General features: G+C 63.4%; 20 protein-coding genes. 6 read left to right on the top strand and 14 right to left on the bottom strand.

Annotated elements, in window-relative coordinates; all coding sequences use genetic code 11:
- Window positions 1-123 precede the first annotated feature (123 nt).
- From E5X88_RS05755 to E5X88_RS05730, 6 genes are all read left to right on the top strand, one after another.
- Complete coding sequence (locus E5X88_RS05755) at window positions 124-1128, top strand: BMP family protein (RefSeq protein ID WP_292159146.1); 1005 nt, start codon at window positions 124-126, stop codon at window positions 1126-1128.
- Between the two features lie 87 nt (window positions 1129-1215).
- The gene (locus E5X88_RS05750) at window positions 1216-2823 is read left to right on the top strand and encodes an ABC transporter ATP-binding protein (RefSeq protein ID WP_292159144.1); all 1608 of its coding nucleotides are present in this window, start codon (window positions 1216-1218) and stop codon (window positions 2821-2823) included.
- A 13-nt stretch (window positions 2824-2836) separates the two neighbouring features.
- Window positions 2837-3880, top strand: a complete 1044-nt coding sequence (locus E5X88_RS05745) for an ABC transporter permease (RefSeq protein WP_292159143.1) — start codon at window positions 2837-2839, stop codon at window positions 3878-3880.
- Window positions 3868-4854, top strand: a complete 987-nt coding sequence (locus E5X88_RS05740; RefSeq protein ID WP_292159141.1) for an ABC transporter permease — start codon at window positions 3868-3870, stop codon at window positions 4852-4854. The genes E5X88_RS05745 and E5X88_RS05740 overlap by 13 nt, the downstream gene beginning before the upstream one ends.
- An 11-nt stretch (window positions 4855-4865) precedes the next feature.
- Window positions 4866-5879, top strand: coding sequence for a nucleoside hydrolase (locus tag E5X88_RS05735; protein WP_292159140.1), 1014 nt, complete (start codon window positions 4866-4868; stop codon window positions 5877-5879).
- Window positions 5880-5893: 14 nt separating this feature from the next.
- The gene (locus E5X88_RS05730) at window positions 5894-6826 is read left to right on the top strand and encodes a nucleoside hydrolase (protein WP_292159139.1); all 933 of its coding nucleotides are present in this window, start codon (window positions 5894-5896) and stop codon (window positions 6824-6826) included.
- Between the two features lie 583 nt (window positions 6827-7409).
- On the opposite strand, the gene E5X88_RS05725 is transcribed toward E5X88_RS05730, so the two are convergent.
- From E5X88_RS05725 to E5X88_RS05660, 14 genes are all read right to left on the bottom strand, one after another.
- Window positions 7410-7790: a hypothetical protein gene (locus tag E5X88_RS05725; protein ID WP_292159138.1), complete on the bottom strand. Its 381-nt coding sequence runs from the start codon at window positions 7788-7790 to the stop codon at window positions 7410-7412.
- A gap of 154 nt (window positions 7791-7944) precedes the next feature.
- Window positions 7945-10578, bottom strand: coding sequence for an AAA family ATPase (locus tag E5X88_RS05720; RefSeq protein WP_292159135.1), 2634 nt, complete (start codon window positions 10576-10578; stop codon window positions 7945-7947).
- 193 nt (window positions 10579-10771) lie between these two features.
- Entirely contained in the window at window positions 10772-11857 is a 1086-nt protein-coding gene (locus E5X88_RS05715) for an ABC transporter ATP-binding protein (protein WP_292159133.1), read from the bottom strand.
- Window positions 11858-11869: 12 nt separating this feature from the next.
- On the bottom strand, window positions 11870-12658 hold the full coding sequence (locus E5X88_RS05710; RefSeq protein ID WP_292159131.1) for an ABC transporter permease: 789 nt from the start codon (window positions 12656-12658) through the stop codon (window positions 11870-11872).
- Between the two features lie 4 nt (window positions 12659-12662).
- Entirely contained in the window at window positions 12663-13541 is an 879-nt protein-coding gene (locus E5X88_RS05705) for an ABC transporter permease (protein WP_292159129.1), read from the bottom strand.
- A gap of 77 nt (window positions 13542-13618) precedes the next feature.
- A complete protein-coding gene (locus E5X88_RS05700) occupies window positions 13619-14773 on the bottom strand; it encodes a PotD/PotF family extracellular solute-binding protein (RefSeq protein WP_292159127.1) in 1155 nt (384 codons plus the stop codon).
- Window positions 14774-15017: 244 nt separating this feature from the next.
- Window positions 15018-15698: a GntR family transcriptional regulator gene (locus tag E5X88_RS05695; protein ID WP_292159125.1), complete on the bottom strand. Its 681-nt coding sequence runs from the start codon at window positions 15696-15698 to the stop codon at window positions 15018-15020.
- Between the two features lie 98 nt (window positions 15699-15796).
- Window positions 15797-17434: a choline dehydrogenase gene (locus E5X88_RS05690; RefSeq protein WP_292159123.1), complete on the bottom strand. Its 1638-nt coding sequence runs from the start codon at window positions 17432-17434 to the stop codon at window positions 15797-15799.
- Between the two features lie 49 nt (window positions 17435-17483).
- Window positions 17484-18980, bottom strand: a complete 1497-nt coding sequence (locus E5X88_RS05685) for an aldehyde dehydrogenase family protein (protein WP_292159121.1) — start codon at window positions 18978-18980, stop codon at window positions 17484-17486.
- An 82-nt stretch (window positions 18981-19062) separates the two neighbouring features.
- Window positions 19063-19974, bottom strand: coding sequence for a dihydrodipicolinate synthase family protein (locus E5X88_RS05680; protein ID WP_292159120.1), 912 nt, complete (start codon window positions 19972-19974; stop codon window positions 19063-19065).
- Window positions 19975-20086: 112 nt separating this feature from the next.
- Window positions 20087-21160: a Gfo/Idh/MocA family oxidoreductase gene (locus E5X88_RS05675; RefSeq protein ID WP_292159118.1), complete on the bottom strand. Its 1074-nt coding sequence runs from the start codon at window positions 21158-21160 to the stop codon at window positions 20087-20089.
- A complete protein-coding gene (locus E5X88_RS05670) occupies window positions 21153-21737 on the bottom strand; it encodes a DUF1349 domain-containing protein (RefSeq protein WP_292159116.1) in 585 nt (194 codons plus the stop codon). Before E5X88_RS05670 ends, E5X88_RS05675 begins: the two co-directional genes overlap by 8 nt.
- 42 nt (window positions 21738-21779) lie before the next feature.
- Window positions 21780-22808, bottom strand: a complete 1029-nt coding sequence (locus tag E5X88_RS05665) for a proline racemase family protein (RefSeq protein WP_292159114.1) — start codon at window positions 22806-22808, stop codon at window positions 21780-21782.
- 530 nt (window positions 22809-23338) lie between these two features.
- Window positions 23339-24856, bottom strand: coding sequence for an alpha/beta hydrolase (locus E5X88_RS05660; RefSeq protein ID WP_292159112.1), 1518 nt, complete (start codon window positions 24854-24856; stop codon window positions 23339-23341).
- Window positions 24857-24862: the final 6 nt, after the last annotated feature.

Here is a 24862-nt window from a genome sequence, read left to right as displayed (position 1 = left end):
TTGACAGCCTGCAGGGCCGCTCATAAACTCATATGACCATCAACGAAAATAGCCGCTGTCTCGCGACATGCGTGGATGGTCAAGGCGTGGCTTCAAAGGCTGAAAAAGCTGAAGGGGAATGACATGAAAAGGGCGCTCAAAAATCTATGTCTGGCCGGCACGATGCTTGCCGTGTCGTTCGGATCTGCCGCGGCACAGGACAAGGTGTCGGTGGCCGCCATCTCGGGGTATTTCGCACAAGGCTTCGGTGTTTCCATCGTCAACGGCCTCAACAAGGCCAAGACCGACTTCGGCATCGATCTCAAGCTGGTCGACACCGGCAATCGCTCGCTCGACTACGAGGAGCAGTTCGAGAACCTAGCTAAGGCCAAGCAATATGACCTGATCTTCGTGATGGGCTGGGAACTGGTGGACTCGCTGCAGAAGGTCAGCAAAGCCTATCCCGACCAGCGCTTCGTCTTCATCGACGGCGTGCTCGACAACCCCAGCATGATCTATGCCAATTTCGCGGAGGAGCAGGGATCCTTCGTCGCTGGCGCGCTCGCCGGCATGATCGAGGCCAAGGGCAGCGAGTTCGACAAGATCGGCGACGGCATGGCGATCGGCTTCGTCGGCGGCCGTGACATCCCCGTGATCCGCAACTTCCTCGGCGGCTACGAGCAAGGCGCGAAATATGCCGCGCCCGACGTGAAGGTGAATTCGGTCTTCGCCGGAACCTTTGACGATCCGGCCAAGGGCAGCGAGCTTGCCCAGGCGCTTTACGGCCAGGGCGCCGACATCGTCTACAACGTCGCCGGTCCGACGGGCGAAGGCGTGATGCAGGCAAGTGCTGCGGTCGACAAATACTCGATCGGCGTCGACATCGACATGTGCGGCACGGCTCCCGGAAATGTACTTGCAAGCATGCTGAAGCGCGGTGACATCGCCGTCTACACACTGATCAAGGACGAGGTCGAGGGCCGCAAGGTCACGGCCGGCACCCGCACCTTCGACCTCGCCTCGGGCGGCGTCGAAGTCAAGGTCTGCGACGACATCGCCCCGACGATCCCGGCCGATGTGACGGCCAAGCTGGACGAGATCAAGAAGGCCATTCTCGACGGCAAGATCGAGATCGCCAAGGCGAAGTGAGACAACAACAGCGCATCCTCCCAGGAAAGCGCCGCGCTGATCCGCTACGGCTTGCCGTGACGGATCAGCGCCCAATCTGCGAGAGCCATGGTGTCGAACGCGCCGGGGTCGTCGACCCGCCACAACGTTTCTACCGGCCACAATCTGGCTGGCCCCAATCTGGCTGGTATGGCCGTCGCGTTGACGGGCATCACCAAGCGTTTCGGCGCGTTCGTTGCCAATGACGGCATCGACCTCGCCGTGCGCCGGGGCGAGATCCACGCCATCATCGGCGAGAACGGCGCCGGCAAGACGACGCTGATGAACATCCTGTTCGGCCTCCTGCAGCCCGACGAAGGCTCGATCCGGCTGAACGACGAGGAGACTGACGTGGCCGACCCCGCCGTCGCCATCAAGGCCGGCCTCGGCATGGTGCATCAGCACTTCAAGCTGGTTCCCTCCCTGTCGGTCGCCGACAACGTTTTTCTCGGCATGGAGATCCGCCGCCATGGGCTGATCGACCACGCCGCGCAGATCGCCCGCACGCGCGAACTGTCGGAGCGTTTCGGGCTGCGGGTCGATCCGACCGAGCGCGTCGGACTGCTCTCGGTCGGCATAGAGCAACGCATCGAAATCCTGAAGGTGCTGGTGCGCGGCGCACGCACCATCATCCTCGACGAGCCGACTGCGGTGCTGACGCCACAGGAGAGCCGTGAGCTGTTCCAGACGCTGCGCAGCTTCGTGGCGGAAGGCATGACGGTGATCTTCATTTCGCATCACCTGGAAGAGGTGATGGAGGTCTCAGACACCGTGACGGTGCTGCGCAACGGCAAGAGAGTGGCGACGCGCCCGACGGCCGAGCTCACCAAGGACGAATTGGTGCGCATGATGGTCGGCCGCGAAGTCAGCTTCGACCGCCGCCCGCGCGAACCGCAGCGGGGCGAGGTGGTGCTCGAAGTCGAGGAACTATGGGCGCGCGACGACCGCCGCTTGCCGGCGCTGCGCGACGTCAACTTCACCGTCCGTTCCGGCGAGGTGGTAGGGATCGCCGGCGTGGCCGGCAATGGGCAGACGGAACTGGCGGAGGTGCTTTCGGGCCTGCGGCCAGCAAGCCACGGCGTTGCCCGGCTGAAGGGCCGGAACCTCGCCGCGTTCTCCCCCGCCGAAATCCGCGCGGCCGGCCTGGCGCATGTCCCAGGCGATCGGATGGCACGCGGCGTCGATCGCAACGCGTCGATTGCGGCAAACATGCTAATGGGCCGCCAGCACCGCGCACCATGGAGCCGCGGCGGCGTGCTCAACTGGAACGTCATCGGCCAAAACGCCTCCAAGCTGATCAAGGACTTCGATATTCGCGCGCAAGGGTCGAGCGATGCCGTCAAGCGGCTTTCGGGTGGCAACATCCAGAAGGTCGTGCTGGCGCGCGAGTTCACCAACGGCGCCGACTTCCTGCTGATCGACCAGCCGACGCGCGGCGTCGACATCGGCGCGCAGGAAGCCATTCATGACGAGATCATGCGCCAGCGCGCCGCCGGCCGCGCAATCCTGCTGATTTCCGTGCAGCTCGACGAACTTGCCGCCCTTGCCGACCGCATCCTGGTGATGTTCAACGGGCGGATCATGGGCGAGGTCGCCGGCGACGATGCCGACGAGGACCGTATCGGCATGATGATGGCAGGCGTGGCCGCGCCCGAATTCGCCGCGGAGACTGCATGATGCCGGAGCCTCAATGATGAACGACCGCTTGCGTGCCGTTTCCGGCCAGGTCATCGCCGTCGCCGTGGCGCTGGTCATGGGCGCGATCATCATCCTCATGGTCGGTGAAAGCCCGGTCCGGGTCTTCATGACGCTGTTGCGCGGCACCTTCGGCGACCAGGCGAAGATTGCCGGGACCTTGCTGCAGACGACGCCGATCCTGATCTGCGGCGTCGCTGCCTGCATCGGCCTGCGCGGCGGCATGTTCAACGTCGGCATCGAAGGCCAGCTTTTCCTCGGCGGCTTCGCCGCCGCCTGGGTCGGCTTCGCCTTCCCCCTGCCCGCGGGCATCCACACGCTGGCGGGACTGGCGCTCGCGGTCGTGGCGGGCGCCGCCTGGGTCGCCATCCCTGCTTATTTCCGGGCCCGCTACAACACCAACGAAGTCGTCTCGACGATCCTGTCGAACTACGTCGCGGTGCTGCTGACCTCCTATTTTACCATCTTCCTGTTCAAGCGGCCGGGTGGCTGGTCAGAGACGCCGCCGATCCTGCCGACGGCCTATCTGCCGGAGCTCTTCGACTTCTCGCGGTTGAACTGGGGCCTGGTCATCGGTCTGGTGCTGGCGATCGGTACGGCACTTGTCTTCCGCTACACCAGCTGGGGCTATGGCGTGACGATGGTCGGCTCGGCGCCGAAATTCGCCGAATATGGCGGCGTCAACGTGAAGCGGCAGGGCTTTGTGGTCCTGCTCCTTTCAGGCGCCGTTGGCGGACTGGCCGGTGGCGTCGAGACACTCGGCGTCCATCACCGCTTCATGGAAGGCTTCGCTCCCGGTTTCGGCTTCGATGGGCTGATCGCCGCACTGCTCGCCAATGGCTCGCCGGTCGCCACCATCTTCACCGCTTTGTTCTTCGGCGCCTTGCGCAACGGGTCGCTGCTGCTCGAGGTCGACACCGGCGCGTCGCGCGAGATCATCACCGTCATCCAGGCGCTGATCATCCTCAGCGTGTCGGCGCAGGTTCTGGTCAGGCGCCGCGGCGACAGCCAGGCAGGGGAGCGGCGATGGAAATTCTAGACAAGCTCGTCAACGTCGCGCTGATCGCCGCGACGCTTCGCACCACAGCGCCCATCCTCCTGGTCGCGCTCGGCGGTTCGTTCACCACCAAGGCCGGCATCTTCAACATCGGCCTCGAAGGGCAGATGCTGGCAGGCGCCTTCTTCGCCGTGCTCGGTTCGATCTGGACGGGTTCCGCATTCGCCGGGGTCGCCTGCGGCGTCGCCGCGGCACTCGTCTTCGCCCTGGTTTTTGCCGTTCTGGTGGTGAGTTTCCGGGCCAATGAAGTGGTCGTCGGGCTGGCGCTCAACATCCTCGCCGGCGGCATGACGATCTCGCTGATGAAGGCGATCTTCGGCACGCGAGGCTCGATCGTCGGCCAAGGTATCGTCGGCCTGCCGAAAGTCCAGTTGCCCGGCGCCCGCGCCGTTCTCGGTTCATGGGCGCCGCTGATCTCCGGCTTCACGCCGATCGTCTATGTCGCCTTCATCGCGGTGCCGCTGCTGGTGCTGTTCTACAACCGCACCCGTCTCGGGCTCTATATCCGCGTCGTCGGCGAAAAACCCGAAGCCGCCGAGGCGCTCGGCATCTCGATCACGCGTGTCCGTTATACCGCCTCGCTGCTGTGCGGATTGCTGGCGGGCCTCGCCGGCGCGCATCTGTCGCTCGGCTATATCACCATGTTCACCGAAAACATGTCTTCGGGCCGCGGTTTCATGGCGGTCGCGATCCTGATCTTCTCCAACGGCGATCCGCTGAAGGTGCTGGCCGGCTGCCTGCTGTTCGGCTTCGCCGATGCCTTCTCGCTGCGCCTGCAGACGTTCGGCTACCCGTCCTATCTGGTTCTCACCGTCCCCTATGTCGTCGCGCTCACGGCGCTGTTCGCGCTCTCCTATCGCGCGCGGCCGAAGATCATCAAGGAGACGCTGGCGTTGATGCAGAAACTGCTGTCGGCAGACAGGAACACCGAACCAGGTGGCAAACATCCCTCATGAAGGAAATCTCCATGGAACGCATAATCCTCGACGTGGATTCTGCCGGTGACGACATTCTCGCCGTGCTGTTTGCCGCGGCGAATCCAAACCTCCGGCTCGAGGGGGTAACCACCGTGACCGGTGCGGCTGGCCCGATCGAGCAGGTCACCAATGTCGTCCTCAACACGCTAGCGCTGGCGGGGCGTGACGACATTCCGGTTCACGCCGGCGCGTGGCGGCCGATCGTCGGCAACGCCAAGGCCGACATGGAGGCGCCGGTCCATTTCGAAAAGCGACTCGTTGCCCGCTTCGGCGACCGCCTGAAGAAATTCAATCCGCCGGCGCCGACCCCATCGCGCCAGGCAACGCCGGGGCACGCCGTCGACTTCATCATCGAAACGGTCATGGCCAATCCCGGCGAGATGACGCTGGTGACGACCGGCCCGCTGACCAATGCAGCGATGGCGCTGCTGCAGGAGCCCCGCCTGACGGAGGCGCTCAAGCGGCTTCTGGTGCTCGGCGGTAATTTCCAGACGCCCGGCAACATCACGCCGCTGTCGGAATATAACATCTGGGCCGACCCGGAGGCCTCGCGCATCGTGCTCAACGCTGATGTCGAGAAGATCCTCGTGCCGCTCGACATCTGCGAGGACAACCGCGTCGCTGCCTCGATGCTGACCCGCGACGACATCGCGGACATGCAAGCCGGTGCCAAGGACAATCCGGTTTTCGACATGATCGCCGACAGCTTCCCGATCTATATCGACATCTGGCGCGAGTTCTTCGACCTGGTCGGGTTCCCGATGGACGACGTGATCACCGTGGCGCTGGCTTTCGATCCGGCCCTTGCCACCATGACCGAGCCGCTGTTCGTCGACGTCGTGCTGGACGGGCGCATCGCACGCGGACAGACCGTCGCCCATCGCGGCCGGCAATTGCTGCCTGGCGGCGGACCGAAGACCACCCGCATCTGCACCGATCTCGACGGCCGCCGCTTCCTCGACATCTTCAAGCAGACTGTCGCGCAGTACGAACGGGCGGCGTGAGGACCGACAAAGAAATGACCACAGCAACACCCATCCTGTTCGATTGCGACCCGGGCCACGACGACGCCATCGCGCTGGTCATGGCGCATCGCTCATCGGCCATCAAGCTGCTCGGCGTCACCACGACCTGCGGCAATGCGGAGGTCGAGAAGACGACCGCCAATGCGCTGCGGATCCTCGAATTCATCGGCGCCGGCGACGTGCCGGTGGCGCAGGGCTGCCATCGCCCATTGGCCAGACCTCTGGTGCTCGGCACCGCCGACGGGCCGAGCGGCCTCGAAGGCTCGCCCTATCTGCCGCAGGCGACGATCAAGCCGATCAAGCAGCATGCGGTCGATTTCCTCGCCGACACATTGCGCGCCGCGCCCGAGCCCATCCTGGTGGTCGCGACCGGGCCGCTGACCAATATCGGCCTGCTGATCCTCAAGCATCGCGACGTTCTGCCCAAGATCAAGGAACTGATCTGGATGGGCGGCGTGTTCTATCGCAGGAGCGAGATCATCACGCCGACGGAGTTCAACGCCTTCTGCGACCCGGAGGCGCTGAAGATCGTCCTGGACAGCGGCGTGCCGCTCCTGATGGTCGGCCTCGACGTCACCATGCAGGTGCTGATCGAGGCGCCGCAATATGCCGAGCTCGCGACCATCGACACGCCGCTCGGCCGGCTCGTCAACGACTGGCTGCTGTTCTACGAGAAGCTGCATCGCAACTCGATGGGCGTCGGCGGGGCGATGCATGATCCGCTCGTGCTGGCGCTTGCCATCGACCCGACGCTGGTGCGCACGCGTCCCGCCCATATCGGCGTCGATCTGTCCGGCACCTACGCATTCGGCGCGACCGTTGCCGATTTCTGGGGCGAACGCGGCCAAAGCGACAATGCCCGCATCGCGCATGAGGTCGATGCGGACCGTTTCTTCAAACTGATGTTCGATCTGCTGCGGGACTAGGGGCGCGGCCTGTCAGCGGCCGTCGGTCACCTGCTGTCACCCATTTTTAGGCGGGCGGTTTCCCGGTTTTCGCCGACGTGTTCTCGCTTTGCGGGACCACCTAATTTTCGTGCGGCTCTGACGCATCGGGGCTACGCGGTTTTGTGCGCGGCGTGCCGAGGTTTCACGACGTTCGCCAAGCGACGGCAAAGCGAAATCGGTTGAGGACCTCAGGCTGAACGCGTTCGACCGTATCGCCATGCGGTTGGCGACAGCGTCGAGGGCGTAGGCGACAGTGGAAAGATGCGATGCGGCGAAGAGGCTCCAGGTCCAACAAGAGACCGCGGTCGCACCGTTCGTGTCCCGGATAATCGCCGCCATCTTGGGAAAATATGCGAGAACGCGAACCGCGTTGAATGACGTAAAGGCAAGGAGCGCCATTTCGATCCTGGTCATGGAAACATCGTGGACTCCAGGGAAGCCCTCGATGTGCGGCGGCTCGGCGGCCAAGGCTTTGGCCTGCCGGGCCGTTCGCGGCCGAGGTCCCGTCGGTGCCGGCCAGCATCGTCTCACCCGCAGCGCCGAGCGGCGGACCATCACCGGCTCATCGGTCGAGAGCGTCCTGGATCGATGCCTGTTTCATCGGATCGGCCACCGGAATGGCGGCGGGCTCTCTCACGAGAACCGTGGTGCCGTACCGCATGAGCTTGAAATCGAGCGATGGCTGGCCGACGGCTTGAGGCAAGGAGATCATCATGTGTTGCCCCGGTTCGAGCGTGGAGACGAACCGCACCGGCTGCACATCGGCCCCGGAAGCCAGGGTCGTAACGACCCGGTAACCGTCCGGCTCGACCGTATAATAGACGACACCTGTGACCTGGCCGAGACGGATGCTGTGGCCGTCCCCCGGCGCAAGTTCCGAGGCAGCGGCCACGCTCGTGGTGGCGAGCAAGACCGTTGCGAATGCGGTGGAATATCTGATCATGGCTATTTCCTCCGATTGGCGAGCTCATGGACTGCCTGACAGTCCTTTCCCAACTCACGAGCTCATCCTGCACGCGGCGGCATCCGCGCACATCGGTGCGGTCACCTAGTTTCCCGGTGGCTGATCTCCTAATTTTCGCGCGTTTGCCTAGTTTTCACGGGCTTGCAGCGTCTGTCGGCGGTAAAAGCCAGGGCTCGCCGCGAAGGCGGAGCAGAATCTCCATCCGGTTTGCCGCGTTGAATTTGCCGAGCACGGCGGAGACCTGGTGCTCGATTGTCCGCGGCGAGCGCGACAGGCGCCGTGCCGCCGCCTTGTTGCCCAGACCTTGAGCAATCATTGTGAGCACCTGTTGTTCTTGCCTCGTCAGTCCCAGCGGATGCTGCCTGGCCACGGTGTACGGCCCCCGGCGCTGCTTCGGCAACTGGCCGGCGGCTCCGATGCGCTGCGCCAGCTTTCGCGCCAGCGCTGCCGCGGGGCGCGCTTCGACGGCCTCGAATGTCGTCACGGCGCGCGCCAGCGCCACACCGGCATCGGTTCCGCGGACCTGCATGAGAGCGAGCGCCGACTCATAGGGAAGACCCAGGCGGGACCATTCGGCCGAGGCCGCCATCGGGTCGCCGCGGAGTTCCAATGCTTGCGGCAAGGGAATGCGGGCGGCCGGCACCGGCAGCGATCCCGCCATTCCGCAGCGCTGCCACCAGACGGCGAGTTCGCCGACATCCCAGGGGCGGAAATTGTCGAGGTCCATTTCGGCGAGGGCCGTCAGCGGCTCGCGGCTGGCGCCGGGCTCCTCGGCAAGCCAGGCGGCCTCGGCCAGCGCCAAGCGAACCGGTATGACGCGTTGAGCCTCGCCGGTCGTCAGGCCCTCCCGCAGCGCCTGCTCCAGCAGCGCCACGCCGTCAGGCTCACCCAGCCGGACCCGCACCCTGCCGAGTTCCGTCAGCGCCGGCAGGTGCATCACCATCGGCAGGCGTTCCAGATTCATGACGCCCTGGGCAATCGTCTCGGCTTCGCGAAAGCGCCCTTGCTCGGTGCGAAGCTGTGCCTGCCGGCCAAGCAGGTATTGCGCCGCCGAATCGAGGTCGTGCCTGGCGCAGTGGGCAATCCCTTCCGCAAGCAGCCGCTCGGCCAAGGCGAAGTCCTTGGCGACCACCGCGCATTCGGCGAAGTTCGTATAGGCTCGCGACGCATGGTCGTGAAACCCGTGAGCGAGCGCCAGGGCGAGGCTTTCCTCCAGCCGCTCACGACCGCCCGGGCGGTCGGCGAACATCAGCGCTGTGCCGACATTGTTCAGGGCGTGGACGCGTGTCTCGACCTCACCCAACCGGTCTGCCAGGCTGATCGCGCGCTCGCCCCATTCGATCGCCTCGTCGAAGCGATAATGCAGCATGTGTAGCTGCGAGCGCGTGCTGTAGGCCATCGCCAGTTCCGGCCCAGGCGGCAGGTTCTCCACTTCGCGCACCGCCTGATCCGCGTAGTCTTCCGCCTCCTGCCCCTCTCCGCGGCGCCAGTGGAGACGCGACAGCCAGCGTAGATTGGCCCCGACCTTGTCGATGCGCCCAAGCTCGCGCCAGATCGCGATGGCGCGATGCCGCGCCTCGATGATCTCATCGTAGACGAACAGCGACAGGCCCGCCTCGTAGGCCCAGTCTTCATAAAGCTGGGCAGCCAACGCCGACGGAGCCTCTGAAACGTATCGGAGCGCGGTCGCCAGATGTGAAGCCGCCTCTCTATGCGCGCCCAGACGCGCCGCCTGCTCGGCGGCCTGCGGTGCGAGTTCCAGGACGCGTTCGCCATTGTCGGCGCCGCCGGCATGGTGCACCCGTCGCGAAAGCAGAGCGCTTGCCTGCGCCGCCGGAAGTTCGGAGAGCGCCGCTTCGACTTTCGCGTGCAGCGACCGTTGGAGAGACGGGGCGAGCCGATCGAGCGTGGCTTCCCTGGCAAGCTCGTGGCGAAACGTCAACGCGCCCTGAGCATCCCGCAGCAGCAATCCCCGTCCCACGCACTGGTCGACAAGCACTTCGGTCTCGTCCCCGAGAAGTGCCCGGATCAACCACGGCTCAACGCTGCCCGGCATGATGCTCATGACCTCCAGCACCTCGCGCTCCCCTGGGGTCAGGCGCGACAGGCGCGACCAGACCGCGTCGCGTATGGAATCGGGCACGCGCCCCGGTTCGGCCTCACTGCTGGACAGGAGTTCGGTGACAAAGAAGGGATTGCCCTCGGTAATGCGATAGAGCCCGTCGGCGGAGCGGCCGGCCTGCTCGGCCAGCACCGTCACCGCCTGGGAAGACAGCGGTTCCAGCGTCACGCGGGTCACCGAGGCCGACGGAAGGTCGCCGAGCACGTGGGTCAGAGGATGATCGGCACTTATCTCGTCTCTGCGCATGCTGAGCACCAGCATCGTGCGCAGCAGGGAGACACGGCGACCGAGGTACCTTACCAGGTCAAGTGTCGCATTGTCGGCCCAATGCATGTCTTCGAAGATGAGCACGGTCGTGCCCTTGGTGTGCTGAAGTGAATTCAACAACGCCGGAAAAAGCCGCTCCGGCGCCGCGGTTTCCTCGAGCAGTGCCGCCACGTGGGGGTCCAGCAGGTGCGCCATGTCCTGGAGAGGACCGAGCGGGCGGGGTGTGAAGAGCGCCTCGCACCAACCCCACAGTATCCGGTAATTCCTGTCGGCGTTCTCCGTGAATTCGCGCAGGAGGGAGGTCTTGCCAACGCCCGCTTCGCCGTCCACCAGCACGGTCCCGCCGTGTCCGGCCGCGGCTCTCTCAGCCCTGGCCAACAAAGTTCCAAGCGGCCCCTCTCGCTCAAGCAGCATAAGAGCTCACGCCTCCATGACCTTTGAAGGTACAGCAGTAAGCCTTGAGTGCAACAACGACATTTCACGTGGATCGACCGGACTGACAGCCTTCGTCTGTTCAGCAGATCGAATTGCTTCGGCTTATCTTCCCGGAGATCCGATCGGCGGCCGGCAATCAGGCTTGCGGAAGGATGACCACATTTTCGGCGTCCCAGAAAATCTCCGTCTTCTCACCCGGTTTCGGCAGGCTTGTGCGGGTGCTCCGTTGGACCTGGACTCGAACGCGAACGCCGTCGGCCAGGCAGATGGTGTAGAACGACCTGCTGCCGATGAAGATGACATCCTCGACCCGTCCCGTCGCCGATTGCGTGGTGTCGTTGTCCCGGTTGAAGCGGAAGGATTCCGGACGGATTGAGACGACCACCTTGCCGCGCAACGCGCCTGTCGGAACGATGCTGCTGTGAAGGCGGAGCCCCGACGCGGTGACGGCGGTCATGCCGGAAGCATCGTCGCTTGCCATTGCCGCCTCGAGCAGATTGGTCTCGCCGAGGAACTTGGCGGCGAACAGCGATTTTGGCGCCGCATACATGATTTCGGGCCGGTCGATCTGGACGATACGGCCTTTCTCCATGAGAACGACACGGTCCGAGAGGATCATCGCCTCGTCCTGATCGTGCGTCACATAGACGAAGGTGGCGCCGGTCTCGGCATGAATGCGCTTCATCTCGACCAGCATATGCTGGCGGATCTTCAGGTCGAGGGCGGCAAGCGGTTCATCGAGCAGCAGGACTTTTGGACCGTTGACGAGCGCCCGGGCAAGCGCCACCCGTTGGCTCTGGCCGCCGCTCAATTCGTTGATGTAGCGGTTGGCGAAGCTGTCGAGCTGAACGATGTGCAGCATGCGCTGGACCCGCTCGCGGATTTCCGCCTTGGGCGTGCCCTTGACCTTCAGGCCGAAGGCGACATTCTCGAAGACGTCGAGATGTGGAAAAAGCGCGTAGCGCTGGAAGACCATGTTGACGGGTCGCCGCTCGGGAGGTTGGCCGGCACAATCCTTGCCGTCGATCCTGACAGTGCCGGCGGTTACCGTCTCGAAGCCCGCTATGAGCCGCATAAGGGTCGTCTTGCCGCAGCCGCTGGGGCCAAGCAACGTGACGATCTCGCCCTGTTCGATGGACAGGTCTATGTCGCTCAGCGCCTGGAACGAACCGAACATTTTCTGGGCGGCGGCGATCTCGATTACCGGCGGGCGAATTGTCATGCCTGTCGATCCTTATGACACGGTGCGGCTGGCGACGGCCGACCTTCTGCGCAGATGGCCGATGAGCCAGGCGATGAAGAGGATGACGATGGAGAACACGAGCGCGAGGCTGGAGATGGCGTTGATGAGCGGCGTCACGGTGCGGCGCATCATCGACCAGATATACATCGGCAAGGTCGTCTCGGTGCCGGCGACGAAGGAGGTCACAACGAACTCGTCGAACGACACCGCAAACGCCAATATGGCCGAGGCGATCAACGTCGGTGCGATCAGTGGCAGCGTCACTTTGCCGAATGTCTGCATCTGACTGGCGCCAAGATCGCGCGAAGCTTCCTCCAGCGATGGATCGAACAATGCAAGCCGGGCGCGCATCGCCACGATCAGGATCGGCAGGGCAAGCACCACATGCGAGATGACGATGGTGACCGTCGAGAGCTGGACGCTGGCCTGGGCGAACAGCACCAGAAGCGAGACACCGACGAAGAGGCCGGGCAGTGCGATCGGCGTCAGGCACAGCACCTCCAGCAAGGCGCGACCACCCTGCCCCAGGCGAAGCCAGGCAAGCGAGGCGGCCGCCCCAAGGACAAGCGTGATCAATGCGGTGAAGCCGGCGACGGTGAGGCTCTTGACCAGTGCCGACCCGAGCTGGGCGTTGCCAAGCACCTCGGCGTACCAGCGCAGACTGAAGCCGGCAAAGGGAAAGGACAGCGAAGGTGTCGCGTGGAAAGAGAACAGAATGATGATCACCAGCGGCATCAGCAAGAACGCCAGGATCGACCAGACCACCAACCTGAGCACCATCGCGCTACACCCCCGCTTTCTTTGCAGGCCGGCGTTTCACGACCAGACCTGTCGCGCGTCCAAGCCCCATCACGGCGAAGTAGATGGCGATCGACACCAGAAACATCAGGAAGGCCTGGGCAGCACCGAGAGGCCAGTTGCCGGTCTTGCGGAACTGGTCGGCGATCAGCAGCCCTGTCGTCTGGCCCGACGAGCCGCCCAGCATCTGCGGCGTGACATAGTCGCCCGCGACCATGACGAAGGTCAGCATGAAGGCGCCGACCAGCCCGTTGGCTGCGTTGGGCGCGATGACACGGAAGAAGGCGCCAAGCGGAGAGGCGCCAAGGTCGCGCGCGGCGTCGACAAGGTCCTTCTTGATCTCGCTCAGCGACGACACCACCAGCAGGATGCAGAACGGCAGGTAGATGTGGATCAACGTGATTGCCACCGCAAACCGGCTGAACAGGAACACGCCGACCGGCGTGTCGACGATGCCGGCCTGGAGCAGGATGGTGTTGAGGACGCCGCTGGTGCCAAGCAAGGTGCGCCAGGCATAGATGCGCACCAGATAGCTGGAGAACCAGGTGATCAGGATCAGATAGAGGATGACCTGCGAGCGGCTGACGTAGACGAGGTAGTAGCCGACCGGGATCGCAAGCACCAGCGTGATCGACGCCGTGACCAGCCCGATCAGGATGGCGTTGATGGTCACCGTCCAGAACAATGGCGACATCAGCGAATTCAGGTAGTTCGAAAACACGAAGGCCGGCACGATCTTGTACGAGGCCGCCGTCCAGAAACTGTAGACGAACAGCATCAGGCTCGGCACGACGAAAAACACGACCATGTACAGAACGGCCGGCGCAGCCAACAGGCTGCCGATGCCAGAGCGCGGTGCCTTCATGAACATTCCCACGGACGCGCTATCGGCAATGATGCCGACAGCCAATTCTCAATTCAGCCGATTCAAAGGCGGGAAGTCTACATTCCCGCCTTGAATTCCTGCCACGCCGCGACCCAGTCGTCATAGGTGGCGTGGGTATCGGACGCCCGCGGCGGAATGCCGGGCAGTCCGGACGCGAACATCGTGTCGATGGCGTCATAATCGATACGACTGCGCGATTTCTCGTCGAGCAGTGCGACCGCCTTCTTCGAAACCGGCGCCTGAACCACCGCCATGGCGACCTTGGCCTGCACCGCGGGGTCCAGCGACTGGTTGATGAAGGCGTGAGCGGCCTCGATGTTGTCAGCCGAAACCGGAATGAACCAGGCGTCCACCCACAGAACCGGACCCTCCTTCGGCATGGCCATCTCGATCTTCATGTTCTGCTGGTCTGTCTGCGTGATGATCGAGGGATCGGCGCAAAGCGCGGCAACGACTTCGCCGGAAACCATGAGGTTGACGAGTTCGCCCTGATTGAGCGCGATGACGCGGGCCTGAGCGCGGTATTTGGAGAATTCCGCGAATGTCTTGCCAAGTTCGTCTTTTGTCAGCAGCGGATACTTCTCGCCGAAACCGGCAACGCGCGCGGCAACCGGCCAGGAACTCACCGTGTCGTCCATGATGGCGATCTTGCCCTTGAGCGAAGGATCGAGCAGATCGGCGTAGGATGCCGGCTTGGCCAGCTTGTCGGCGTTGAACAGGATCGTGTTGAAGCCCCAGATATAGGGCGATCCCCAATGTTGCCCATCGGCAAACCATGTCGGTTGGTCGTAGAACTGGCCGAACAGGTTGTCGGCATTGTAGTTCGGCACTTTGGACATATCGATCGGATTTACGATCTTCATTTCCCGGATATAGAGGTCGGCATAGGCCTGATTGTACTCGGCCAGATCGATGGGCGGCGGATTGCCGGCCACGAACTTTGCCTGCACGTCGTCCTGGTTGGCGATCGAGGTGGCCTCCACCGTGACGCCATTTTCCTTGCGCCAGTCCGAAAGCTCGTTGGTCAGGTCATAGCCTTCCCAGGCCATGACTTGGAGTTCACCACCCACCGCGGCCTGCGCAGGCAGCGAGGACAGCCTCAACAGGAATGCCCCGGCTCCCAGGCCGGCCATTCCGGCGAGTGCGGCTCTCCTGCTGATCGCTGACGTGAACAGGCCTGAATCGACGTCGTCTCCTGCTTTGCGTGTCATTGCGAATTCCCCTTTTTGATGGTGACTTCGAGAAATCTTGTTTTACAGGATATTGGATACAATAATCACGAGAGTCAAACGAAATCGTCCCCCGCCACGTCGCTCGTGTTTATTGTCGTATGAAAACTTGAGGGGGTGTCGCGGGTAGCCAGATCGGCTGCTTCGCGTCAGCCGATTTTGAGCGACACCAAAAAATGCGCGGCCGGCTTCAGCACGACGAAAGCCCGATCCAGCTGGGACAGGATCAGCCGGCGGCCTCGCCTCGCTTCAGCTGGCTGACGATCTCTTCGGCCGCGTCGGCGACATGCTTCTTGAGCAGTCTCGACGTTTCGACCGCGTCACGCAGGCGATAGGCCTCGAAGATGTCACGATGCTCCTGCAGCGCCTTGGTCTGCGCCTTCAATGGTTCGATCTGCAGGCGCAGATAGCGATCCGCCGAACTGTAGAGCGTCTGAAGCACCGCCATCGAACGCGGCCGCATGGAGGGCTCGAGAAGTGCCGTATGGAAGGCCCAGTTGAGGCGGCTGAGCTCCTTCGGGTCGCCCCTGGCGATAGCAGCCTCGTAGTCCTGAAGCGCCCGTTCGACATTGACGATGTCCTGGTTGGACATGCGCGCGATGGCCTTCTTGACGAGGAAGGGCTCCAGCAAAAGCCGTGCGTCGAAGAGGTCGATCGCATCATCGGCCGACAGATCGGAGACGACGGCGCCGCGATGCGTCCTGATCACGACAAGACCTTCAGCTTCCAGTTGCAGAAGCGCCTCGCGCACCGGAATCCGGCTGACACCCAATTCGGCCGCTATCGCCTCCTGGCGAATCTGGTGGCCGCCGGGATATTCGCCGCCGACGATCTTGGCAGCTATGTATTCCGCAACCATCGCGGTGACGGTCTGGCGCTGCAACAGAGGCTTGACGGTGGGCGGCATGGCAGGCGTTTCCAGAATCGTTCTATTTCTTGTACGATCGTATCCAATATTTCATTGCGATCCAATCTCGGCTTTGAATTGAGCCTTTGTTTCCCCGATCAACGCCGATCCGCATAATCAGCGGCTTGTGGCGGCAGCGGCGCGCGTCCCCGCACGCGGTCGACCAGTTTTTCCGCAATCATCATGGTCGGGCAGTGCAAATTGCCGCTGGTGATACGCGGCATGACCGAGGCGTCGATGACACGCAGCCCCTCGGTGTCGTGCACCTTGCCGTCGGCATCGACCACCGACATGTCGTCGACGCCCATCCGGCACGTCGAGCACGGGTGGTATTGCGTGCCGAGATTTTCCTTCAGCCAGCCAAGCACTTCGGCATCGGGCATCGTCCTCAGCCCAGGCGTCAAGGCTTCGCCGCGCATGCCGTCCCAGGCGCGCTGCTGGATGATCTCGTCGGTGTGGCGCACGCCGTCGATCAGATCCCGCTGGTCCTGCGGATGCGCGAGGTAGTTGGAAACGATTGACGGATGCATCCGCGGGTCAGCTGATTTCAACGTAACGGCGCCCCGGCTCTTCGGCCGCATCAGGCAGGTCTGGTATTGGAACCCCTCCTCGATGTTGACCTTGCCGTGCATGAGTTCGCCCAGCATCGGCAGAAACTCGTGCTGGATGTTGGCATAGTCGGCAGCCGCGCTGCTCCTGAAGAACGTGCCGACCTCCCAGAGATTAGTCACGCCGAGCCCGGAGCGCAGGAACAGCCATTGCGCGCCGATCAGGCCCATCTTGAGCATGTTCAGGTCCATGGCGGGCGACACACCTGGACGCGATGCCCTGTAACGCACCGAAACGGCGACGTGGTCGACCAGCCCCTTGCCGACGCCCGGCAGATCCGCGACGGACTTGACGCCCAGGCTGCCCAGTTCGTCGGAGCGACCGACGCCCGATAGCAGCAAAAGCTGCGGCGAGTTGAAGGCCCCGCCGCACAGCACCACCTCGCGGCCAGCCTCGACGGTATGGATCACGCCACGGGACTCGTAGGTGACGCCGACCGCGCGCTTGCCGTCGAAGTTGACCCGGTGCACCAGCGCGTTCAGCCTCAGATCGACATTGCCCTTGCGCAAGGCAGGCCTGAGATAGGCCCTGCCGCCGCTCGCCCGCACGCCCCTGTCGATGTTTGCCTGGTAGATATGGACGCCTTCCTGGCGGTAGGCATTGTAGTCCGGATTGAGGTCGTGCCCCGCCTGCCGACCAGCCTCGAGAAACGCCTCGAAGACCGGCAAATCGCCTTTCAGCGTGGTGATCGCGATCGGGCCATCGCCACCTCGATAGGTATTGGCGCCCCTGTCGTAGGTTTCCAGCTTCTTGAAGTAGGGCAGGCAATGCGCGTACGACCAGTCCGGCAGGCCGTCCTGCGCCCACGCGTCGAAGTCGCGCGGATTGCCGCGCACATAGACCATGCCGTTGAGCGAGCCGGAGCCACCCAGCATCTTGCCCCTGACATGCGTGACCATGCGCCCGCCGAGAGCGGCCTCCGGCCCCGTCTCGAAACTCCATGTCCGGCGCTGGTCGGTCAGCGGATAAGACATGGCGGCCGGCATGCGCACATAGATGGAATTGTCGCTCGGGCCGGCCTCCAGGACGAGAACGCGAACGCTCCTGTCCTCGCCTAGCCTGGCGGCGACAATCGAACCCGCAGCGCCCGCCCCGACGACGATGTAGTCATACGTCTTGGAAGTCATATTGAACTTACCTTCACTTGTGCGAATGCGTCCAAGGCCAGCCCGAACGCTATGTCGCCCACCAGATGCTCTTGGTCCGCGCATATTGGTCGAGCGAATGGATGCCCTTGTCCTTGCCGCCGAAGCCGGATGTCTTGAAGCCGCCGAACGGCGTCGTGAAGTCGCCTTCGCAGAAGGCGTTGATCGCCACGAACCCCGCGTCGAGCATCGTCGATGCCTCGCGAATCGCGTCCGGATTCTCACCGAAGACATAGGCGCTGAGGCCGTATTGCGTGTCATTAGCGCTACGGATCGCGCCGTCGAGATCGTCGTAGAACCTGACGGAGAGAACCGGGCCGAAGATTTCCTCTCTCCAGACGTCCGCACTTTCGGCGACATTGAAGAACACCACCGGCTCGACCAGGCGCGGCGAGGCGCCGGTGATTGCGGCTGCCGATACGCTGAGATCATTGTTGTGCCGCTTCTCGGTGTCGATGGCGCGATTGACCTTGGCCGCATGAGCGTCGCTGACCAATGGCCCGATGCGCGTGGCCGGATCGAACGGATCGCCGATCGGCCATTCCTTCATCTTGGCAATGAGCATGTCGCGAAGATCGCCTTGCAGCGCGCGCGGCGCGAGAACCCTCGATATGGATGAACAGAGCTGGCCGGAATTCATCAGGAAGCCGGTCGAAATGTCGTCGGCGAAACGGTCGAGCGACTTGACGTCCGGCAGGATGATGGCGGGATTCTTGCCGCCGCATTCCAGCGAAATTTCCTTCAGGTTCGAATCGGCCGAATAGTGCAGGAAGCGCCGCCCTGTGGCAGTCGAGCCGGTGAAATTGATCGCCGAAACATCGTTATGCAGGCCCAATGCCTTTCCGGCAACCGCTCCGGTGCCGGGCACGACGTTGATGACGCCGGCGGGGAAACCGATCTCGATCGCCAGTTCGGCCAGCCGCAGCGTCGTGAGCGGCGTGTCGTCGGCCGGCTTGCAGACCACCGTATTGCCGGCGGCCAGCGCCGGGCCGACCTTCAGCGCCAGGGTGGTCAGCGGATAGTTCCAGGGCAGGACGATGCCAACCACGCCTTGCGGCTCGCGCACGATCTGGCTGAACACGCCGTTGCGACGGGCAGGGCTGAGATCGTAGGCGGTTTCGACCAGGCTGGCATACCAGCGCAGCACGCCGACCGTCGTCGGCACGTCGTCATTGTAGGAATGCAGGATCGGCTTGCCGACATCGAGGCTCTCGAGAAGCGCGAATTCGAGCCGGTTCTTCTCGACGGCGTCCGCCAGCGCACGGATCAACGCGGCACGTCCCTCGTGCCTCATCGTTCCCCACTCCGCCTTCAGCGCGCCGCGGGCGGCGCGCACGGCAAGACCCACTTGCTTTTCACTGGCAAAGGCAACTTCGCTGATCGTCTCTCCGTCGAAAGGCGACGCTATCGCTCTGACCTCGCCGCCATCGCGGGAAAACCCGTCGCCGATCCAGGACGTGTCGAGCCGCCGCGCCGTAGCGCGGATCTGCTTCAGGTCGGACACGCCGAACGTTGGAATTCTATCCATGCAATCCATCCCTGGCGCATCCGCCGGCTGCGCTCGACATGCGCAACCGACGATGCGGTTCTTGCAAGCCTATCCCGATGGATCAGGCGGCCCGCCGTGATTGCATCTGCTTGAGCTGCTCGATCGTCGCCTTGATGGTGGCGATGACGCGCTCGCGCTCCTCGCCGGCCAGCGGCAGCCGCGGCGCCCGGGTCCATTCAGGCGCGCCATAGACGAGGTGCTCGGCCATCTTGATGTACTGAACCAGCTTGACATGCGTATCGAGATGGAAGGACGGCGTCATGATGCGGTAGAGCTCGCGCGCCTTGGCAAAATTCCCGGCCGCGCACAGGTTGAAAATCTCGACGCATTCCTTCGGCCAGGCGTTGGTCATGCCGGAAACCCAGCCGATCGCGCCAAGCGACATGCTTTCGACGATCTGATCGTCTACGCCGCAGAAGATATCGAAGCGGCTGCCCAGCGCGATGAACATGTCGGTGACGCGGCGCACGTCGCCGGTCTCTTCCTTGACCGCCACGATGGTCGGGCAATCGGCGAGCACCTTGAGGATGTCGGGCGTGACGTCGACGCCGTAGGCGATCGGGTTGTTGTAGATCATGATCGGCAGATCGCTGGCGCCGGCGATCGCCTTGTACCACTCGGCCGTTTCGCGCGGATCGGTCTTGTAGCCGAGGCTCGGAAATACCATCAGGCCTTCGGCGCCGTAATCCTGGAACTTGCGGGCGTTGCTGGCCGCCCCCGTGGTCGAAATCTCGGCCAAGCCGGAGAGAAGCGGAACGCGCCCGGCGACGACCTCCCTGGCGGCCCGGATGACGGCTTCCTTCTCCTGCGGCAGCAGCGAGGCATTCTCGCCCAGCATCGGCAGGACGATGATGCCCGAAACGCCGTTGTCGATCAGGCGATTGATGCTTGCCTGTGTCGCTTCGAGATTGATCGAACCGTCCTGGTCGAGCTTGGTGGTAACCGCCGGGAATACCCCCTGCCAATGCGTCATAGTCTGGTCTCTCCTTGGACTCGCTTCCGCAATAATGTATCCAATCTACAATATTCTATCTGAAAGTCCACCGTGAAATCCGCCTGATCGCGGCAAGGCAAATGCAGCGAGATCATCCGGGAATGACCGGGCTTCCCTGGAAAAATGGCACGGGCACGCACACCCCCTCTTGCGCCGAGCGTCTGACCGCCAACGCCGTTGCCAGCGACGCGACGCCGTCCCAACCTGTAGCCGCCGGATGTTCGCCGTGAAGCACCGCCGCGTTGAACCGGGCGATCGTTGCGGCGTAGAGGTTGACGGGTTCGACCGGGATTTCCGTCATCTCGGTGCCGCGGCGAATGTAGACCCGGCCGGCCGGCGCCTCATCCAGAATGCCCCGGCCATAGATCGAACCCTCGGTGCCATGGACCTCGAGCGCCGTCTCGTGATGGGCAAAGACCTGGCCCTCATGCATGTAGGCGATCAGCCCGGACGCGAAACGGACGATGGACTGCACCTGGTCCTCCACGCCGTTCTCACCGATCAGACTGCTCGCCTTCATCGACATGACCTCGACCGGTTCGTCCGCAAGCACGAAGCGCAGAACGTCGACATTGTGCACGGTCAGGTCATAGATGACCCCGCCCTGTGCCGTGTCCTTGGTGCGCCAAGTCTGCAACTCCTTGGGCAGATACTCGCAATACATCGCGCGTGCGGCCAGCGGCCGGCCGATCTTGCCTGCTAGCACCAGGTCGCGGATGGCCCTGTGTGTCGCCGCGCCACGCATATGATGGTTCGTTGCCAGGACGACGCCGGCGCGGTCGCAGGCCCTGGCCATCTTGATGGCATCATTCAGCGTCAGCCCGAGCGGCTTTTCGCAGAGCACGTGCAGACCCGAAGCCGCAGCCTCAAGCGTGTCGTCGCAATGCCTGTCATTGTTCGTCGAGACGTAGACCGCATCTATCCCAGTTTCGGCGAGAAGCGATTTGAGGCTGGTCGCGGATACCGGTATCCCGAAATCGTCGGCAAAGGCGCGACCACGAGCAGCACTCCTGCTGACGACCGCCACCAGTTCCGCGTCCGGCACGGACTGGATCGCCTTGGCGACCCATGAGCGCGCGATCTGGCTTGCCCCCACGATTGCCCAGCGGACCTTGCCCGCATCTCGACGGCCCGTAGCCGGTATCGCTTGGGGCGTCTCAGTCATGGAGTTCCCTCGAAATCGCCGGGCCGACCGAAAAATCGCTGAATGTGACCTCGAAGCCCTCGCGCTGCGGCGAACAGCACATCATGCCGACATCGACTGCCTTCGAGGGGGGGAAATAGGCGAGCCGCACCGGCTTCCAGTGGCCGTCGGAGGCATCCAGGTATTGAACGCGGATCGCCTCGGCATGACGGGTCAGCCGGATCCTGACGCCGTCCGGACTTGCCGGAATGCTGACCAGCGACCAGTCGGAGGCGTCGTTGGTGACGACGACGGAAAAATACATCAACCCGTCGGTATACTCGATGCCGGCCTTGACCCAGTGCGTCTCGCTCAGCCGGACCATCAAGCCGGCCTGATCGTAGAGCACCTTGTAGTCGCCCTTGACGGTGACCTCGGCGCTGAAGTCGCCCTCGACCCGGCGATACAGAAAGTGACCGCTGTCGCGCCAGAAATCATAGAACGTCTCGCGCCAGAAATCGGTCTCCTTGCCCGTGCGCACATGCAGGGTGTTGTTGTCGCCGATGGAGTGGTGCGGTGGCGGATTGAGCCAGGTCAGCTCTGCGTTTTGAGATGTCATCGACTTGCGCGCCTGTCCGGTTGGTGTTGCGTTGTCTAGGGCCTATCTGAACCACGTATCCGACAGCCGATAGCCCTCCGGGAAGGGATCCTCCGGATCCATTCCGTAATGGCTTACGCCGGTCAGCCAGGCGCGCCCGGAGACCTCTGTCACCACCGCAGGCACGCCGCCCGCCACGGCCGGCTCAACGATGCGGCAATCGAAAACAGTGTCGAGAATCGAGGTGTGCCGGAAGCGCTCGCCGACATCGAGTTCGCCGCGCGCATGCAGCAGAGCCATTCGCGCCGAGGTTCCCGTGCCGCAGGGGCAGCGGTCGAGCCTGCCGGGAGAAACGACGACGGCGTTCTTCGACGTCTTCACGCCGTCGACGATCCGCAATGGGCCTGCAAACTCCGTCTGGTTGATGGTGTTGATCGACGGGTTCTCCGGATGGACCGACGGAAGCTGTTCGGCGGCGGCGGCCTTGATGCGCTCGCCGAGCCCGACCAGGTCGCGCGCCTCGTCGCGGGCCAGCGTCACGCCGACATCCTCGGCATCGACAATGCAGTAGATCATGCCGCCATAGGCGACATCGACCCGCAGCGATCCGATCCCGGGCACCTCGACCATCCGGTCGCGATGCATGACGAAGGACGGGATGTTGCGGAATGTGATGCGGCGGCACTTGCCGCCGCTGCAGTCCGCCGTCACCTCGACCAGGCCGGCCGGTGTGTCCACCCTGACGATGGTTTCAGCGCCGCGCATCGGGATCATGCCGGTCTCGAGGGCGACTGTGACCGTGCAGATCAGGTTCGAGCCCGACATCGGCACGAAATAGTCCGACTCCATGACGATCATGCCGATGTCGGCATCGGGGCGTATGGGCGGCGTGATGAGGTTGACGGCCGCATTGACACTGCCGCGCGGGTCGAACAGCAGCATGTTGCGGAGCCACGCACTGTCGCGCTCCAGATTTTGCATGCGCTCGAACATCGTTGCGCCGCGTGGCGGCAGGACGCCGCCAGTGATCACCCGACCCACTTCGCCCTCGGCATGGGCTCCGACGACGGTAATGACGCGATCCAGGTTCATTGACGGGTATCCTCAGATTTAGAACGCGACGGTGCGTGATTGTCGACGACCATCACGCACTGGCGACTGGCATGCGAAGCCCTTGCCCGCATGTGAGCGTGCCTGACAGACAGAACAACCAGGGAAAATCTTCCGAGCCTTCCCCGCCTGTAGCCGTCATACCGGACCGAGCCTTTTCCAACTTCACCACTCGCACTCGTCATAAAACGGAGTAAAATTTGTATCCAATATATTGGATTAAAGAGGTCATGGATTTTTGTCAATACTCTCCAAGGGCGTTTGCGTCCGGCATCCCTGGCCTGCGCTGTGCAAAGTTGCGCGCAGTGGTGCCGGCCGACCCGTCCGGTTTGACGAAGGCTATCAGGCGGTGATCACCCAGCCGGCGGAACCATCCGAAATGGCGGCTGAACAAAACTCTCGGCCGCTCATACGACGAGCCTGATTTGATCAAGTGCATCCCGGCTCCACGCGCTCATGGAGATGCACTCTGTCGCTACGACCTCATCCGGATCGTTTTGTGCGCAACCGTTTCATTTCGGCGCTTGGTAAAGCTCGGACGCAGCCTCCCTCAGCGCGCGCCGGCTCTCTGGCCTGAAATACATCATGTGGCCGCCTTCCAGCAGGTCGACGCGGATGGGCTTTGCACCAGGAAGCGAGGGAATCTGGCCGACAAGGTAGCGTGACACCAAATAGGGTGTCACCAGGTCGGTGTAGCCGTTGACGATCAAAACGCCGAGGCCTGGGTTCAACGCGCGCGCCTGCTGAAGGTCATCCATCACGCCGACATAGCCCTGACGCGTCGGCCCCGTCCCGTAATCCCAATTGCCGCTGACTTCACGGTTGAGAAGCCGGTAGCTTAGATCGGTGCGGAATTTCAACTCGTCACGCACATAGCTGACAAAGGCGGAAGTCAGCGCCGGCACGCTTCGGTCAAGCACCGGATCAGGACCGCCATATCTCAGGCTTTCCGGGGCGATGTCCGCCGTTTCGATCATGCCGTCATAGGCGCTGAGAACACTGCCCCTTGTCCGGGCAAATTCCCTGGCGAAGAGCGCGGTGGGAATGCGCGCAAAGTTTCGTTGGACGAGGTCGAGGGGCAGGCCGGTGATTTCGGCCACGCGCTGGCTCGCCAGACGCCCACCCTGTTCGAGGCCACTGGTAAGCGCGACGAGATAATCGCCAAGCGCATAGCGTTCGACTTCGGCCAGCCTCTCCCGCAGCGCGGAACCGCTGACGCCTTCGCTGCGCAGGCGCACTGCCGCCAGCGACGGGAGCTCGAGCGCCCAGTGGAGCGGCTGGAACTCGTCGGGTCGCACGAGCGTGAATTCGAGCGCCGGCGAGATGAGCACGATGCCGCTCGGACTGATGCCGATATCTTCCTGAAGCGTCTTGGCGAGCAGTGCCGCCCGAAACCCGCCATAGCTTTCGCCGGCAAGAAATACCGGCGATGCTGTACGGCCCGCCTGTGCCAGATAGAGCCGGATGAAGGCGCCCATCGAGGCGGCGTCCTGGTTGACGCCCCAGAAGCTGCGCGCTTCGGTGCCGGGGGCTTCGCGGCTGTAACCTGTTCCAACCGGATCGACGAAGACCAGGTCGGTCATGTCGAGCCAGGTGTTCGGGTTGTTCAAAAGTCGCTGAGGCGACGGCAGAAAACTTCCATCGGCCGCTGTCGCCATGATTCGCGGACCGAGCGCGCCAAGATGCAGATAGGCGGAAGCCGCTCCGGGACCACCGTTGAATACGAAAGTGATGGGGCGCTGGGGGTCAGGGTCCCGGTTCGCTTCGGGACGAAGCGTATAGGCGACGTGAAAAATTTCCGCGGTGACGTCGCCCTTGCCGGATGGCAACGACAGAGTGCCGGCCTTTGCCTGATAGTTGAGCGTACGTCCCGCAATCACGATCGAATGATCGGAGATCTGCGGAGGCGGAAGCAGCGACAGAACTCCACCCCTGGATGACGGCCGCTCGGCCACGTCCGCATGACTGGCGGGAACGCCGCCAACCAGCAGCAACACAACAAGGGTGATTTCCAGCAGCTTGGTACGCATGGCGAC

This window comes from Mesorhizobium sp., assembly GCF_004962245.1.
Taxonomy (GTDB): Bacteria; Pseudomonadota; Alphaproteobacteria; order Rhizobiales; family Rhizobiaceae; genus Mesorhizobium.
This window is presented reverse-complemented; position numbering and strand designations above follow the sequence as displayed.

What these genes read in the sequence shown, in the direction of transcription:
- E5X88_RS05685 (WP_292159121.1), bottom strand. Translation starts at nt 18,980, where the DNA reads ATGGATAGAATTCCAACGTTCGGCGTGTCCGACCTGAAGCAGATCCGC.
- E5X88_RS05710 (WP_292159131.1), bottom strand. Translation starts at nt 12,658, where the DNA reads ATGGTGCTCAGGTTGGTGGTCTGGTCGATCCTGGCGTTCTTGCTGATG.
- E5X88_RS05725 (WP_292159138.1), bottom strand. Translation starts at nt 7,790, where the DNA reads ATGATCAGATATTCCACCGCATTCGCAACGGTCTTGCTCGCCACCACG.
- E5X88_RS05660 (WP_292159112.1), bottom strand. Translation starts at nt 24,856, where the DNA reads ATGCGTACCAAGCTGCTGGAAATCACCCTTGTTGTGTTGCTGCTGGTT.
- E5X88_RS05690 (WP_292159123.1), bottom strand. Translation starts at nt 17,434, where the DNA reads ATGACTTCCAAGACGTATGACTACATCGTCGTCGGGGCGGGCGCTGCG.
- E5X88_RS05665 (WP_292159114.1), bottom strand. Translation starts at nt 22,808, where the DNA reads ATGAACCTGGATCGCGTCATTACCGTCGTCGGAGCCCATGCCGAGGGC.
- E5X88_RS05695 (WP_292159125.1), bottom strand. Translation starts at nt 15,698, where the DNA reads ATGCCGCCCACCGTCAAGCCTCTGTTGCAGCGCCAGACCGTCACCGCG.
- E5X88_RS05705 (WP_292159129.1), bottom strand. Translation starts at nt 13,541, where the DNA reads ATGAAGGCACCGCGCTCTGGCATCGGCAGCCTGTTGGCTGCGCCGGCC.
- E5X88_RS05740 (WP_292159141.1), top strand. Translation starts at nt 3,868, where the DNA reads ATGGAAATTCTAGACAAGCTCGTCAACGTCGCGCTGATCGCCGCGACG.
- E5X88_RS05735 (WP_292159140.1), top strand. Translation starts at nt 4,866, where the DNA reads ATGGAACGCATAATCCTCGACGTGGATTCTGCCGGTGACGACATTCTC.
- E5X88_RS05680 (WP_292159120.1), bottom strand. Translation starts at nt 19,974, where the DNA reads ATGACGCATTGGCAGGGGGTATTCCCGGCGGTTACCACCAAGCTCGAC.
- E5X88_RS05750 (WP_292159144.1), top strand. Translation starts at nt 1,216, where the DNA reads ATGGTGTCGAACGCGCCGGGGTCGTCGACCCGCCACAACGTTTCTACC.
- E5X88_RS05700 (WP_292159127.1), bottom strand. Translation starts at nt 14,773, where the DNA reads ATGACACGCAAAGCAGGAGACGACGTCGATTCAGGCCTGTTCACGTCA.
- E5X88_RS05745 (WP_292159143.1), top strand. Translation starts at nt 2,837, where the DNA reads ATGATGAACGACCGCTTGCGTGCCGTTTCCGGCCAGGTCATCGCCGTC.
- E5X88_RS05755 (WP_292159146.1), top strand. Translation starts at nt 124, where the DNA reads ATGAAAAGGGCGCTCAAAAATCTATGTCTGGCCGGCACGATGCTTGCC.
- E5X88_RS05715 (WP_292159133.1), bottom strand. Translation starts at nt 11,857, where the DNA reads ATGACAATTCGCCCGCCGGTAATCGAGATCGCCGCCGCCCAGAAAATG.
- E5X88_RS05730 (WP_292159139.1), top strand. Translation starts at nt 5,894, where the DNA reads ATGACCACAGCAACACCCATCCTGTTCGATTGCGACCCGGGCCACGAC.
- E5X88_RS05675 (WP_292159118.1), bottom strand. Translation starts at nt 21,160, where the DNA reads ATGACTGAGACGCCCCAAGCGATACCGGCTACGGGCCGTCGAGATGCG.
- E5X88_RS05670 (WP_292159116.1), bottom strand. Translation starts at nt 21,737, where the DNA reads ATGACATCTCAAAACGCAGAGCTGACCTGGCTCAATCCGCCACCGCAC.